Below are 14,545 nucleotides of genomic sequence, written 5' to 3' on the forward strand. Positions count from 1 at the left end.
ATGTTCAAGTTAAGTATTGTTTCCATCCCCCACCAGTAATTCGTAAATCATTGGATCTACGAACATTTTCCATATTCATCAAATTGAATCGATAAATTCACTGTTGCTGTCCGCATACGAATCTTCTCAATCTCTTAACACCTGACAAACGGTCAATAAACGTTTAGGGCGACCACCGACCGAAACCCCGCAGTTTGAAATCCGACATTTCAATGCGAGTTAAGCGTTCGTAAATTCCGAAACTGTGGCGCAGGTACGACCGAACCGTCACCAAACGGTAAGGAGAAACCCGCAAAAACAGGCCGTTTCGGCGCGCACGGCTCCAAATTCGCGCGCTTTACGAACAGGCACCTATGACCTCTGGCAATTCGTCAGCACACTTTTGTCAGGCCTCGCGATGCGGGGCCGTTTCAATTCCGGCTCGCCGCACCCACGAGGAGGGCGGGCGCTCTCCCTAGAGGTGCATATGTACAAGCTGAACGCGGTGAGCCTGGCAGTCGCCGCCACCCTCGCGGCCGCGTCCTTCCCGACGCTGGCGCAGAGCGACAACTCCACGCTGGAGAAGGTCGTGGTCACGGGGTCGGCGATCAAGCGCATCGACGCCGAAACCGCCGTCCCCGTGACCGTGGTCAAGATGGACGACCTGCGCAAGTCGGGCGTGACGTCGGTCGAACAGATCATGGCCAACCTGACCTCGGTCCAGTCGTCGACGAACACGGCCCAGTCGATCGGTTCCAGCAGCGGCGGCGCGAGCTTCGCCGACATGCGCGGCATCGGTGCCGACAAGACCCTGGTGCTGCTGAACGGCCAGCGGATCGCGAACAACGCGGTGGACGGCTCGGCACCCGACCTGAACATGATCCCGTTCGCGGCCATCGACCGCATCGAAGTGCTGCGGGACGGCGCCTCGTCGCTGTACGGCACCGACGCCATCGGCGGCGTGATCAACTTCATCACCAAGTCGAGCTACCAGGGCGTCACCATCACCGGCGGCTATGACTCGCCGCAGCACGCCGGCGGCAAGACCCGCAGCGTGAACGCCGGCTTCGGCTACGGCGATCTGGAGACGCAAGGCTTCAACGTCTTCGGCTTCGCCAGCTACAAGAAGACGGACAACATCTCCGGCTCGCAGCGCGACTTCAACAAGCGCGTCGTCGGCGGCCTGTCGTACAGCACGGATCCGGCGAACTACACGCAGGACTTCGAGCATTACTACAACCCGACGCTGCCGGACTGCTCCGGCACGCAGGTCAAGAACGTCAACGGCGAGTGCCGCATCGTCACCCCGGCCTTCGTCGACTTCCAGCCCAAGACCGAGGTGTACTCGGGCATGCTCAAGGGCTCGCTGGCGGTCAACAAGGACCTGACGCTGGGTGCCGAGGTCTTCGCCACCCGCAGCAAGGTCACGACGCTGGTCGCGCCGGTGCCTTACGGCGGCTACTACATCAATCCGGGCACGGCGTACTACCCGACCGGCAACACCAACATCAGCGGCACCTTCGACGACGGCAGCGCCGGCGCGCCGGCGTTCGCGCCGACCAGCGCGTTCCCCAACCCGGTGAACGTGCAGCCGGGCTTCGTCTACGTGCTGTGGCGCGACTTCCCGAACGGCTCGCGCGCCCAGATGAACCAGAACGACCAGCAGCGCCTGCTGCTGACCGCTGAAGGTGCGACGCTGGGCTGGGACTACTCGGTCGCGACCTCGTACAACCACAACAAGGTGCAGCAGTTCCTGACCGGTGGCTACGGCGATGGGGACATGATCGGCGAAGGCCTGCTGGAAGGGATCATCAACCCCTTCGGTGCCCAGACCGCCGCCGGCACGAAGCTGCTGCAGGACGCCGCGCTGAACGGCAAGCTCCAGCACGCCATCGGCGAGGTCTACGACGTCAACGCCCACGCCAGCCGCGAGTTCGGCGACTGGTTCGGCGCCGGCCGCTCGACGCAGCTCGCGCTGGGCGTCGAAGCCCGCTACGAGAAGTTCAAGTCGGTCGCCGAGCCCGACTTCGCGTCGAAGGTGGAAGTGTCGACCGGCGTCGCGCCCGACTCGCACGCCGAAGGCTCCCGCAAGGTCTACGCGCTGTACGGCGAGTTGAACCTGCCCGTGCTCAAGACCCTGGACATCACCGGCTCGCTGCGCTACGACAAGTACAGCGACTTCGGCAGCAGCACCAACCCCAAGCTGAGCTTCCGCTTCCAGCCGATCAAGGAAGTGCTGTTCCGCGGTTCCGCCTCGACGGGCTTCCGCGCGCCGACGCTGTATGAGCTGTACGGCAACCCGGCCTTCACGAACACCGCCGGCAACTACGCCAACCCGATCACCTGCCCGGACGGCACGACCGGCTCGCAGTGCTCGGCGCAGTTCCAGGTGCTGAACTCGGGCAACCCGAACCTGCGTCCTGAAAAGTCGCAGAGCCAGACCCTGGGCGTCGTCGTCCAGCCGGCCAACAACCTGAGCGTGGGCGTGGACTTCTGGTCCGTGCGGCTGAAGGACTCGATCGGCGCGATCCCGCAGTTCGCGCTGTTCAACAACTACGCCAACTACCCGCAGCTGCAGCAGTACTTCCACCCGACCGGCACGGGCCAGCTGTCGGTGATCAGCAACTGCCCGAGCGCGCAGTGCGGCTACGTCGACCAGACCCTGCAGAACCTCGGCAAGGTCCGCACCAACGGCCTGGACTTCAGCACCCAGTACCGCCTGTCGTCGCAGATCGGCGCCTTCGACTTCGCGCTGAACAGCACCTACGTCAACAAGTACGAGTTCCAGGACTTCAAGAACGGTTACTGGGTCTCGGCCGTGGGTCAGTACGGCGAGTCGGGTCCGGTCTTCCGTTGGCAGCACAACTTCGCGACGAACTGGCACTACAACGACTTCGGCGGCGGCTTCGTCGTCCGCTACAAGTCGGGTTATGTCGACTTCGACCCGAAGGCCCATCCGTTCGTCCCGTCGTACACGACGACCGACGTCTACGGCACGTGGTCGCCGGCGAAGGCCCTGTCGCTGACCGTGGGCGTGCGCAACCTGTTCGACCGCGATCCGCCGTTCACCAACCAGACCGACCTGTTCCAGGCCGGCGGCTGGGACTCGCGTTACGCCGACGCGACGGGCCGCGCGTACTACATCCGCGCCACCTACAACTACTGATCGCCGGCGAGGCCGGGACGCTTCGGCGTTCCGGCGTCCCGCGCCAGTGGCACGAAACGAGAGGGATCCCCCTCTCGTTTTTTTTCGTCCGTGCCCAGCCACGGCGCGACGGGTGGGAATCGCCGGTCCCGGCGGGTCGGCAGGCTCCCTAGAATGGGCGGTTCCTCGTCTCCGTTCGAAGCGCCCACATGTCCGTCGAGTCTCCCGCGGGTCTGCCCGCCGCCTGCCAGATCCTCATCATCGGCGCCGGCCCCGCCGGCAGCGCGGCAGCGCGCTGGCTGGCCAAGGCGGGCGTGGACGTGGTGTTCGCCGACCAGCAGCCGCTGGGTCGCGACAAGGTCTGCGGCGACGGGCTGATCCCGGACGCGCACAAGGCGCTCGACCGCCTGGGCCTGCTGGACCGCGTGATGGCCAAGGCGCAACGCTCGGCGCACGTGGGTTGCATCGGGCCGCGCGGCGGCCGGATCGACGTGCCGGGTCACCTCGCGGTGCTGCCGCGCAAGCAGCTCGACGAGATCCTGAACCTCGGCGCGCAGGAGGCCGGTGCGCGATTCCTGGCGCCGGCCCGCTTCGAAGCGGCGCTGGAAGACGATCAAGGCCGCGTGCGCGGCGCGCGGCTCACCATCGACGGCCAGCCCCACGAGATCGCCGCCGACTGGGTGATCCTGGCCACCGGTGCCGTGCCCAAGGCCCTCACGGCCGCCGGCATGTGCGAACGCCACACCCCCAGCGGCGTCGCGCTGCGCGGCTACGTGCGCGCGCCCTCGATGGTCGGCGAGATCAAGGCGCTGGAGGTGGTCTGGTGCAAGCCGGTGCAGCCGGGTTACGGCTGGATCTTCCCGGCGCCGGACGGCAGCTTCAACATCGGCGTCGGTGTGACCGACAGCCACAAGGACATGGCCGGCAAGGGGCAGAAGAAGGACGTGAACCTGCGCGCCATCTTCGATGCCTTCGTCGAGCACTACCCGCCCGCGAAACGGCTGATGGCCGAGGGCGAACTGATCGGCGAGCTCAAGGGCGCGCCGCTGCGCTGCACGCTCAACGGCGCGCGCTGGACACGGCCCGGCCTGCTGGTCACCGGGGAGGCGGCCGGCTCGACCTACTCGTTCACCGGCGAGGGCATCGGCAAGGCGATGGAGACCGGCCTGCTGGCCGCGGAGGCCATCCTGGCGCACCGGGCCGGAACGACGGCCGCGGAAGTAGACGTCCAGGTCCGCGAGCAATACGAGCAGGGCCTGCGCGCACTGCAGCCGAAGTACGACCTCTATGAGCGCGGCAACCGCGTGAACCGCTTCCCCTGGCTGGCGGACCTGCTGATCTGGCGCGCGCAGAAGAGCCCGCGCCTGCTGAAGCGGATGAGCGGCGTGCTCAACGAGACCAGCAATCCCGGCAACCTGGTGAGCCTGAAGGGGCTCACGCGGCTGTTCCTCGAATGAGATTCGGCAAGTCGCCTAGGATGAGCGCCGCGACCTGAGCCTGGAGAGACCGCGATGTGCCAGCTGATGGGCATGAACGCCCGCCGACCGACCGATGTGATGTTCAGCTTCGCCGGGTTGGCGACGCGGGCGCACGAGCACAAGGACGGCTTCGGCATCGCGTTCTTCGAGGGCCGCGGGCTGCGGCATTTCGTCGACCACCACAGCGCGCGGGTCTCGCCGCTGGCGGAGCTGGTCAAGACCTACCCGATCCGCAGCGACGTCGTCATCGCGCACATCCGCAAGGCGACGCAGGGCGTCGTGTCGCTGGAGAACACGCACCCGTTCGTGCGCGAACTGTGGGGCCGCTACTGGGTATTCGCGCACAACGGCGACCTGAAGGGCTTCACGCCTCGTCTGCATGCGGCGTTCAAGCCGGTCGGGCAGACCGACAGCGAGCAGGCCTTCTGCTGGCTGATGCAGGAACTGGCCAAGGCGCACGCCGACATGCCGGCGATCGAGGAGCTGAACCACACGCTGCGCGAGCTGCTGCCGCGTCTCAACGGCCACGGCACCTTCAACATGCTGCTGTCCAACGGCCAGGCGCTGTGGGCGCACGGCTCGACGAAGCTGCATTACCTGCTGCGCCGGCCGCCGTTCGGCCACGTCACGCTGCAGGACGAGGATGTGAGCGTCGACCTGGCCGCCAAGACCACCGAGGACGACCGCATCGCGATCGTCGCCACCGAGCCGCTCACGCGCGACGAGGCCTGGCTCCCCATCGAGCCCGGCACGCTGAAGGTCTTCGTCGGCGGCGAGCCCCTCTGCTAGCCGTGGCGGCCGGTGCCCCGTGAAGCGAATGCCGAGCGTGAGGAGGCGATTGAGCGGAACGGGGCACCGGCCGCCACGGCGTCCGCTCGGTCGCAGTCGGCCAACCCTCGCAGTCGGCCAACCGTCGCTGCCGACCGCCATTCGCCGCATCCGGAGGCGCTTGCCGGACCCCTCGCCTAGACTCGCCCCATGACTTCGCCCAGCGCTCCCGCCGACGCGGTCCCTGACGCCAAGCCGCCGATGACGGCCGGCACCGCGACCTCGACAGCGGCACCGACCACCACGGCAACAGCCCCATCGGCCGACGCCGGCACCGTCCAGGTCGACTGGACCCAGTGGCTGTTCCCGGGCCCGCGGCGCACATTCAGCGAGGCGGAGATCGAACGCTCCGGCCTGAAGCGGTGGTCCACCGCCATCGACAGCTACGTGATGAGCAACGTGCTGGTGCTGGGGCTGGTCTTCTACACGATGCTGCCGCGCGAGCTGGCGCATGTGATCCTGATCGGCGGCCTGGCGATGGCGTCGGTGGGACTGGCCGTCGCGCGCTGGCTGTGGCGCCAGCCGACCCGCACCCGCTTCAACGGCGCGACGCTCGCGCTGAGCGTGCTGATGGTGCTGTTCACGCTGGGCATGGTGAAGGCGGGCTTCCGCGAGGAAGCCCGCGACCTGCTGCCCTTCGTGGCCGGCGGGATGACGCTGACGGTCTCGTCCTGGTGGTTCCTGACGCTGTACCGGACGCAGCAGCTGGGCGCGCGGCTCGCGGAGCTCGACGCGCAGGACGAGCGCATCGCGATGGCGCAGCGGCTGGCGACGGCGCAGATCCAGCCGCATTTCCTCTTCAACACGCTCGCGTCGCTGCAGCACTGGGTCGACACCCGCGACGACCGCGCCGGGCCGATGCTGCGCTCGCTGACGCGCTATCTGCGGGCGACGCTGCCAATGTTCGAGCAGGACCGGCTGCCGCTGGAGCAGGAGCTCCAGATCGTGCGCAGCTACCTCGACATCATGCAGGCGCGGCTGGGGCAGCGCCTGAGCTGGTCGCTGGACACCGACGAGACGGCGCAGGCCGCGATCGCCCGCACGAGCCTGCCGCCGGGCACGCTGCTGACGCTGGCGGAGAACGCGATCACGCACGGCATCGAGCCCAGTCTGCGCGGCGGGCACATCGCCGTGCGGGTGAAGGCGGCGGACGGGCACCTGCGCCTGGAGGTGCAGGATGGTGGCCAGGGCCTGCCGCCAGGGGCGTGCGAGGGTCTGGGGCTCGCCAACACGCGGGAGCGGCTCCGCGCCCAGTTCGGCGCCCGCGCCGCGCTGGGCCTGGAGTCGGGTTCGGCAGAAGCGCCCGGGTGCCTCGCGTGGGTCGAGGTGCCGACCGCCTGACGGTCGCAGGATCGGCGGCCGCCGTCGGGACAGTCCGAAGGACACATCGAAGACCTCATCGGTCACATCGGGGAGACAACACGCATGACGACAAAGATCCGCACCCTGATCGCGGACGACGAGGAAGGCCCGCGCGAGCAGCTGCGCGCCGCGCTGGCCCGGCTGGCGCCGGAGATCGAGATCGTGGCGGCGAGCGTCAACGGCTGCGACGCCTGGGACGACTGCCTCGAACATGAGCCGCACCTCTGCTTCCTGGACATCCGCATGCCGGGCATGTCCGGCCTGGAGGTCGGACAGCGCCTGTCACAGCTGGCGGAGCCGCCGCAGGTCGTGTTCGTGACGGCCTATGGCGACCACGCGCTCTCGGCCTTCGAGGCGGGCGCGGTCGACTACGTGTTGAAGCCGGTCGAGGATGCGCGGCTCGAGCAATGCCTCCAGCGACTGCGACAGCGGCAGGCCTCCAACGGCACGGCCTCCGATGACGACAGATCGAACGACGGCGAGGACCGACGCGCGACCTCGGCGGCGATGCCCGCGGCCACGCTGGAACTGCTGCGCCAGCTGCTGCCCGCGCAGCGGCCCTCGATGCGCCCCATCCAGGCCAGCCAGGGCCGCGAGATCCAGTTGATCGCCCCCGACGACATCCTGTTCTTCCAGAGCGACAGCCGTTACACCCGCGTCGTGCATCGCGACGGCGAGGCCTGGATCCGCACCGCGCTCAAGGAACTGCTGAGCGACCTCGACCCGGGCGTGTTCTGGCAGGTCCACCGCTCGGTGCTGGTCAACAGCCGCTTCATCACCAGCGCGACGCGCGTCGACGAGAACACGATGCAGCTCTCGCTGAAGGGCTGCGTGGAGAAGCTGCCGGTATCGCGGCAGTTCCAGGGCTTGTTCAAGGGCCAGTGATGCGGGATCGCCGCACGCGACGAGGCCTCCAGGCAACGACGCTGCTGACGATGGCCCTGCTCGCCGCCGGCGCGGCACAGGCGCGCGTGACGCGCATCGTCGTCGACGAGGTGTCGCCGCTGATCGGCGAGCAGCGCGGCTACGAGCAGATCCGCGGACGCGCGTTCGGCGAGCTCGATCCGGCCGATCCGCACAACGCGGTGATCACCGATCTGAAGCTGGGCGCCGATGCCGACGGCCTCGTGCGCTACGAGACGAACTGGGTGCTCACCCGGCCCGTCGGTCGAAAGCCTTCGAGCGGCTTCCTGTGGCACGACGTGCCCAATCGCGGTGGCGACGTCCGGCTGCAGCCCGGGGAACTCGCCGCCGGCGACATCGGCCTGCGCAGCGGCTGGCAGGCCGACAACGCGGGCAACACCGGCGTGCCGCGCACGCGGCCTGAAGCGGCCCGCAACCACTACGTCCGCGTGCCGATCGCGCGCATCGACGGCAAGCCGGTGACCGGCAGCGTGATGGCGCGCATCGTCAACCGCAGCGGGCCGGACTCGCAGCCGTTGATGGTGCAGGGCAACCCGATGCCCTACCTGCCGGTCTCGCTGGACACGACGGGCGCCACGCTGACGGTCCACACGAAGGAGACCGTCGACGGCCGCATCACGACAGCCGGCACCGTCGACCCGAAGGACTGGGCCTTCGCCCGCTGCGATCGCGGACAAGCTTTCCCCGGCACGCCCATCGACATCGATCCGGCGCGCGCGCCGGCCAACCTGCCGATCCACGTCTGCCTGCGCAATGGGTTCGAAGCGGACAAGGTCTACCAGCTCGTCTACACGGCCGGCAACGCCTACGTGCTGGGCGTGGGGATGGCGGCGTTCCGCGACGTCGGCGCCTTCTTCCGCCACGCGAAGGCGGATGACGCCGGCACGCCCAACCCGATCGCCGGCCAGGTGCGCGGCAGCGCGATCCGGGGTGTCTCGCAATCGGGAAACATGGTCCGGCAGTTCCTGTTCATGGGCCTGAACCAGGACGAGGCCGGCCGCCAGGTCCACGACGGCGCCTGGGCCATCATCGCGGGCCGGCGCGTCGCGGCGAACGCGCGCTGGGGGCAGCCGGACGGCGTGCTGGAGCTTTTCCAGATGGGCAGCGAAGGGCCGCAATGGTGGGTCGACTGGGCCGACAAGGCGCGGGGCCTGCCCGCGAAGGGATTGCTGACCCGGTGTACCGCGAGCAGGACCTGCCCGAAGGTGTTCGAGCACTTCGGCGCCGCCGAGGTCTATGCGTTGAAGCTGTCGCTGGCATGGGTGGGATCGTCGGCGGATTCCGACATCCCGCTCCCGCCGAACGTGCGCCGCTATTACGTCGCCGGCAGCCCGCATGGCGGCGGGGCTGGCGGCTTCCGTCACGAGGCGGAGAGCACGTCGTTCAGCTGTCCGGGCAATCACTTCGGGCAGGCGACGCTGGCGCCCAATCCGGTGCCGCATCGCGAGCTGCGCAACGTGTTGAGCGCGGCGATGCGCGATTGGATCCTCAAGGGCACGTCGCCGCCGCCGAGTCGCTATCCGACGCTGGCACGCGGCGAGCTCGCCGATCCGACGCGCGCGGCGATGGGCTTCCCGCGCGGCGTGCCGGGCATTCCTGAGCGCGTGTTCCTGCCGGAGAACTTCATCTTCCCCGTCTTCGATTACGACTGGGGTCCTGGCTTCGATCGCGTCGAAGCGTCAGGCGTGCCGGACCAGATCCCGCCGAAGATCAAACGCGTGCTGCCGGCGAAGGTGCCGCGCGTCGATGCCGATGGCAACGAGGTCGGCGGCGTACCGACGGTGCTGACGATGGCACCGCTGGGGACCTACCTCGGCTGGAACATCACCGCCAACGGCCTCCATGCCGGGCAGGTCTGCAACTACGCCGGCGGCTATGTGCCGTTCGCGCGCACGCGCGCGGAGCGCGAGACCAAGGGAGACCCGCGCTTGTCGCTGGAAGAGCGCTACCGCGATCACGCAGGCTACGTCGCCGCCGTGAAAGCGGCCGCAGAAAAAGCATCGGCGGAAGGATTTCTCCTGTCCGCCGATCGCGATCGTCTGCTCAAGGAAGCCTCCGAGAGCGAGGTGCTGCGCTGACTCAGCGCATCGCCGTCGGTGCAGGCGCCTCGGCGTCGATGCCGCCCGCCAGCGCCTTGTAGACGCCGACCAGCGAGGTCGCCGCCGCCGTCTGCGATTGCGCCAGCTGGTTGCGCGCGGTGAGCAGTTCGCGCTCGGCGTCGAGCACGGCGAGGAAGTCGCTGATGCCGACCTTGAAGCGCTCGCGCGCGATGTTGGCCGCGCGTTCCGCCGAGACCGCCGCATCGAACAGCGCCTGCGCCTGCTGCTGGCTGCGGTTGTAGGTCACCAGCGCGCCTTCGGTCTCCTCCAGCGCGGCGAGCACGGTGCGCTCGTAGCTGATGAAGGCCGCCTCGTTGCGCGCGTCTGCCGCCGCGATCTGGGCACGGATGCGACCGAAGTCGATCAGGTTCCACACCAGCTGAGCGCCGAGGTTGTAGGCATACGCCGGACCATCGCCGAGGTCGCCGATCCGCGACGCGTTCTGGCCGATCGTGCCACCCAGCGTGATGCGCGGGAACATCGACGAACGCGCCACGCCGACACGCGCCGCAGCCGCGGCCGCCTGCGCTTCTGCAGCGCGGACGTCCGGGCGACGACGCAGCAGGTCCTCGGGCGTGCCGATGCGATCCAGCGCGATCGTCTTCAGGCCCGGCAAGGGCTTGACGTCGGACAGCTCCACGTCGAGCGCCGTCGGCGGCTGACCCGTCAACACCGCGAGGCGGTAGCGCGTGCGCGCCAGCGCCATTTCCAGTGCGGGAATCGTGGCCGCTGTGCTTTGCACCAGCGCGCGGGCGCGCTCGGTGTCGAAGCCGTTGCCGCGGCCCGCTTCCTGGCGACCGGCCACCAGCTTCAGCGCGCCCTGCTGCGTCTCCAGCGATTGCTGGGCGACGCGCAGTTGCTCCTGCAGACCGCGCAGCTCGAAGTAGTTGCGCGCCACTTCCGCCGCGACGCTGACCTGCGCCGAACGCAGGCCGGCCTCGCCGGCCAGCAGCTCGGCCGCAGTGGCTCGTCGCTCGTCGGACAGGCGACCGAACAGGTCCGCCTCCCAGCGCACGTCGAAGCCGACGGAGAACGCGTTGCTGCTCTGCGGATTGCCTTGGTAGTCCGTCGCACGGGCGCGGCCGGCCCCGGCCGTCAGGTCGACGGTCGGGAACAGCTGCGCATCGGCGAAGCGCGACAGCGCCCGCGCTTCGCGCAGGTTGGCCGAAGCGATGCGCAGGTCCGTGTTGGCCTGCAGCGCGCGGTTCACCAGCGAGTCCAGCCCGCTGTCGTTGAAGCCTTGCCAGAAGCGCCCCACCGGCGCCTGCGCCAGCGTGGCGCCGTCACCTTGCGGTGCGTTGGCGAAGCCATTCGCCAGAGGCACCTCGGACTTCTTCGGCGCGGGGGCCGTCGAGCAGCCCGTGAGCGCCACCGTCGCGGCCGCCGCGGCGGCCATCAGAGAGACTCGGAAGAACATCATGCGCCCCCCTTGGTCGGGTTGCCCTTGGGCGTGTCGGCGTCGTCGACGCCCGGATGGAACGGATGGGCGGCGGCATCGATCTGATGACGCAACTCGACCGCATGGGCGCGCTTCTTCTCGGTGCTCTTGCGCAGCAGCGCGTAGAAGACCGGCGTCAGGAAGATGCCGAACAGCGTCACCCCGACCATGCCCGAGAACACCGCGATGCCCATCGCGCGACGCATCTCGCTGCCGGCGCCGGAGCCCAGGATCAGCGGGATGACGCCGGCGCAGAACGCGATCGAGGTCATCAGGATGGGACGCAGCCGCATGCGGCAGGCGTGGATGATCGCGTCGTGCAGCGCTTCGCCGCGTTCCTCGAGTTCCTTGGCGAACTCGACGATCAGGATCGCGTTCTTGCACGCCAGCCCGACCAGCACCACCAGCGCCACCTGCGAGAAGATGTTGAGATCCCCGGCCTGCGCGAACGGTGGGAAGTGCGACAGCCACACGCCGAAGAGCGCGGACAGGATGCACATCGGCACGATCAGGATGATGGCCAGCGGCAGCGACCAGCTTTCATACTGGGCCGCGAGGACCAGCACCACCAGCAGCACCGAGATCGCCAGCACGGCGCCCAGCGTCGGGATCGAGAAGCCGCCGACCTTGATGTCGCGCGTCAGCCGGTCCTGGTAGGTCAGCTCCGTCCACTCGTAGGTCATGCCGCGCGGCAGGTTCTTCAGGCGCTGCTCGATCTCCGCCTCGGCCTGGCCGCTGGAGAAACCGGGCTTGGCCGCGCCGTTGATGTCCGCGCTCGGGAAACCGTTGTAGCGCGTCACGCGCGTCGGTCCGAAGGTCGGATCGACGTTCATCAGCGCGCCCAGCGGCACCATCTCGTTCTTCTCGTTGCGCGTCTTCAGGTCGGTGATGCTGCCGGCGTTGGAACGGAAGGGTGCGTCCGCCTGCACGATGACCTGATACGTCTTGCCGAAGCGGCTGAAGTCGTTGACGTACAGCGAGCCGAGGTTGATCTGCAGCGTGTCGTAGATGTCCTGCAGCTTCACGCCCATCTGCTTGGCCTTGACCCGGTCGACGTGGGCGAAGAGCTGCGGCACGTTGATGTCGTAGGTCGAGTACGGCGTGCCGATGCCGCTCTTCGGGTCGCCGTAGATCGGACCCAGCGTGCCCCAGACGGCGCCGTAGAGCGCCTGCTCGCCGAGGCCGGAGCGGTCCTGCACCTGCACCTTGAAGCCGCCCGCGTTGCCCAGGCCGTCCACCGCCGGCGGCGGCACGACGAACATGCGCGCGCCCTGGATCTGCTGGATCGCGCCGTTGACCTTGCCCAGGATCGCGTCCTTGGACTTGTCGGCGGAGGTCCGGTTCTCGAATTCGTCCAGGCCGAAGAACACGATGCCTTCGTTGGGCGCGGCCGAGAAGCCGGCGATCGACAGGCCCGGGAAGGCGATCGAGTCACGGATGCCGGGCACCTTCAGCGCGATGTCGCTCATGCGCCGGATGACCTCTTCAGTGCGGTCCAGCGTGGCGCCGGCCGGCAGCTGCGCGATGCCGATCAGGTACTGCTTGTCCGGCGCCGGCACGAAGCCCGACGGGATGCGCGTGAACAGCAGCGCGGTCAGGCCCAGCAGGATCGCGTAGACGACCAGCGCGCCGCCCTTGCGCTTCAGGATGCCGGTGACGCCGCGGCTGTAGCCTTCGCTGCGGCGCTGGAAGAAGCAGTTGAACCAGTGGAAGAACCGGCCGAACAGCTTGTCCATCACCTTCATGATCGGGTCCTTGGGCGCGTCGTGCGGACGCAGCAGCAAGGCCGCCATGGCGGGCGACAGGGTCAGCGAGTTGAACGCCGAGATCACCGTCGAGATCGCGATCGTGACCGCGAACTGGCGATAGAACTGGCCCGACAGGCCCGGCACGAAGGTCAGCGGGATGAACACCGCGCACAGCACCAGCGCGATCGCGATGATGGGGCCGGAGACCTCCTGCATCGCCTTGATCGTCGCGGCATGCGGCGTGAGGCCGTCCTCGAGGTTGCGCTCGACGTTCTCGACGACCACGATCGCATCGTCGACGACGATGCCGATGGCGAGCACCAGCCCGAACAGCGTCAGCGTGTTGATCGAGTAGCCCAGCAGCAGCAGCACCGCGAACGTGCCCACGATGGACACCGGCACGGCCAGCAGCGGGATGATCGACGCACGCCAGGTCTGCAGGAAGATGATCACCACCAGCACGACCAGCAGCACGGCCTCGATCAGGGTGTGGATGACCTTCTCGATGGACGTGGCGACGAAGCGCGTCGGGTCGTAGACGATGTCGTAGCTGACGCCGGCCGGGAAGCTGGTCTTCAGGCGCTCCATCGTCGCGCGCACATCCTTGGAGATGTTCAGCGCGTTGGACTGCGGGGCCTGGAAGATGCCGATACCGACCGCTTCCTTGTTGTTCAGCAGGCTGCGCAGCGCGTAGGTGCCGGGGCCCATCTCGACGCGGCCCACGTCGCGCACGCGCACCAGCCCGCCGGTGGCGGTGTCGGTGCGGATGATGACGTCGGCGAACTCTTCCTCGGTGACGAGGCGGCCCTGCGTGTTGATCTGCAGCTGGAAGTCGGTGCCCTTGGGCGCCGGCGGCGCGCCGACGACACCGGCCGCCACCTGCGTGTTCTGCTCACGGATGGCGTTGGTGACGTCGGACGCGGTCAGACCGCGACCGGCCAGCTTGGCAGGGTCCAGCCAGACGCGCATCGCGTAGTCGCCGGAGCCGAAGACCTGCACCGAGCCCATGCCCTGCACGCGCAGCAGCTCGTCGCGGACCTGCAGCTGCGCGTAGTTGCGCAGGTACAGCGCGTCGCGGCTGTTGTCCGGGCTGACCATGTGGACGACCATGGTCAGGTTGGGACTGGACTTCTCGGTCGTCACGCCGATCTGCCGGACGATGTCGGGCAGGCGCGGCAGCGCGCGGTTGATGCGGTTCTGCACCGCCGTTTCCGCGGCTTCCGGGTTGGTGCCGATCTTGAAGGTGACCGTCAGCGTCATGCCACCGTCGGCGGTGGCCTGGCTGTCGAAGTACAGGACGTTTTCCAGCCCGTTGATCTGTTCCTCGAGCGGCGTGGCCACCGTCTCGGAGATCACGCGCGGATTGGCGCCGGGGAACTGGGCGCGCACGACGACCTGCGGCGGCGCGACCTCGGGGTACTCGGAGATGGGCAGCCGGAAGATTGCCAGCAGGCCCACCAGGAAGATGAAGATCGAGAGGACCGACGCAAAGCGCGGCCGCTCGATGAAGAAGCGTGAGATATCCATGGACGGCCTCGCGTCGG

At 68.2% G+C, this 14,545-nt stretch carries 8 protein-coding genes; 6 read left to right on the forward strand and 2 right to left on the reverse strand.

Going from position 1 to position 14,545, the window contains the following annotated elements:
* Window positions 1-466: 466 nt before the first annotated feature.
* The 6 genes from AC07PR_RS26085 to AC07PR_RS26110 all read left to right on the forward strand — a co-directional run bounded on the left by AC07PR_RS26085 (window position 467) and on the right by AC07PR_RS26110 (window position 9,794).
* Complete coding sequence (locus tag AC07PR_RS26085) at window positions 467-3,145, forward strand: TonB-dependent receptor plug domain-containing protein (RefSeq protein WP_377159122.1); 2,679 nt, start codon at window positions 467-469, stop codon at window positions 3,143-3,145.
* 188 nt (window positions 3,146-3,333) lie between these two features.
* Entirely contained in the window at window positions 3,334-4,581 is a 1,248-nt protein-coding gene (locus AC07PR_RS26090) for an NAD(P)/FAD-dependent oxidoreductase (protein ID WP_495137018.1), read from the forward strand.
* Window positions 4,582-4,635: 54 nt separating this feature from the next.
* The gene (locus AC07PR_RS26095; protein ID WP_377159120.1) at window positions 4,636-5,391 is read left to right on the forward strand and encodes a class II glutamine amidotransferase; all 756 of its coding nucleotides are present in this window, start codon (window positions 4,636-4,638) and stop codon (window positions 5,389-5,391) included.
* A 189-nt stretch (window positions 5,392-5,580) separates the two neighbouring features.
* Window positions 5,581-6,771 (forward strand): sensor histidine kinase, encoded by a 1,191-nt coding sequence (locus AC07PR_RS26100; RefSeq protein WP_495137019.1) that lies wholly within the window; start codon window positions 5,581-5,583, stop codon window positions 6,769-6,771.
* 84 nt (window positions 6,772-6,855) lie between these two features.
* The gene (locus AC07PR_RS26105) at window positions 6,856-7,677 is read left to right on the forward strand and encodes a LytR/AlgR family response regulator transcription factor (protein WP_377159118.1); all 822 of its coding nucleotides are present in this window, start codon (window positions 6,856-6,858) and stop codon (window positions 7,675-7,677) included.
* Window positions 7,677-9,794, forward strand: coding sequence for an alpha/beta hydrolase domain-containing protein (locus AC07PR_RS26110; RefSeq protein ID WP_495137020.1), 2,118 nt, complete (start codon window positions 7,677-7,679; stop codon window positions 9,792-9,794). Before AC07PR_RS26105 ends, AC07PR_RS26110 begins: the two co-directional genes overlap by 1 nt.
* Before the next feature lies 1 nt (window position 9,795).
* On the opposite strand, the gene AC07PR_RS26115 is transcribed toward AC07PR_RS26110, so the two are convergent.
* Together AC07PR_RS26115 and AC07PR_RS26120 are read right to left on the reverse strand one after the other, a co-directional pair.
* Window positions 9,796-11,235: an efflux transporter outer membrane subunit gene (locus tag AC07PR_RS26115; protein WP_495137021.1), complete on the reverse strand. Its 1,440-nt coding sequence runs from the start codon at window positions 11,233-11,235 to the stop codon at window positions 9,796-9,798.
* Window positions 11,232-14,528: an efflux RND transporter permease subunit gene (locus AC07PR_RS26120; RefSeq protein WP_377159115.1), complete on the reverse strand. Its 3,297-nt coding sequence runs from the start codon at window positions 14,526-14,528 to the stop codon at window positions 11,232-11,234. Before AC07PR_RS26120 ends, AC07PR_RS26115 begins: the two co-directional genes overlap by 4 nt.
* Window positions 14,529-14,545 lie beyond the last annotated feature (17 nt).

This window comes from Roseateles sp. GW821-FHT09H11, assembly GCF_059415845.1.